This window comes from Xanthobacter autotrophicus, from assembly GCF_030015065.1.
Taxonomy (GTDB): Bacteria; Pseudomonadota; Alphaproteobacteria; order Rhizobiales; family Xanthobacteraceae; genus Xanthobacter; species Xanthobacter autotrophicus_D.
Map to the genome: position 1 here is coordinate 1 of NZ_JAIVFN010000428.1, position 443 is coordinate 443.

Annotated in this window: 1 protein-coding gene; it reads left to right on the top strand. The window is 58.9% G+C overall.

What is annotated here, in order from left to right; genetic code table 11:
* On the top strand, window positions 1-318 hold a 318-nt coding region (locus K9U40_RS23865; protein ID WP_282892531.1), incomplete at its 5' end, for a hypothetical protein.
* Window positions 319-443: the final 125 nt, after the last annotated feature.

Sequence of the window (443 nt, forward strand, 5' to 3'; positions counted from 1 at the left end):
GGGGAGATCCGATATCTGGAGAGCCCTTCCAGCTGCGTCCACCTCGCTGACGGCGTGAGGGTCGAATTCCGGGTTCTTGGGGCTATCGAGGGGCCAGGGAAGCCGCCCGTCGGCGCCTTGGTGTGGTCTACGGATGGCAATGAGCAAACCATTACGCTCCACGGGAGTTATTTGACGACGGCTGGAACCGAATCCAAGGATTTCAGCAAAGAGCGCGCGTTCTACTCCAAGAGTTGGGGGGCATACCTCGTCGGAGAGGATGGAAAGGACTTGGCCCGCGAGCCCTTGTTCTTCAACGAAATCGACAAGAAAGGCTGAGGCGGGCCGACCGAGGGCCCGAGATAGGCGGAATTCCGTCTATTGCTCAGAAAGGTCCGGTTTGAAACCGGGCCTTTCTCCGGTTTGGAACCGGGAAAACAACCGTCCCCCATAAGGAGGACGGT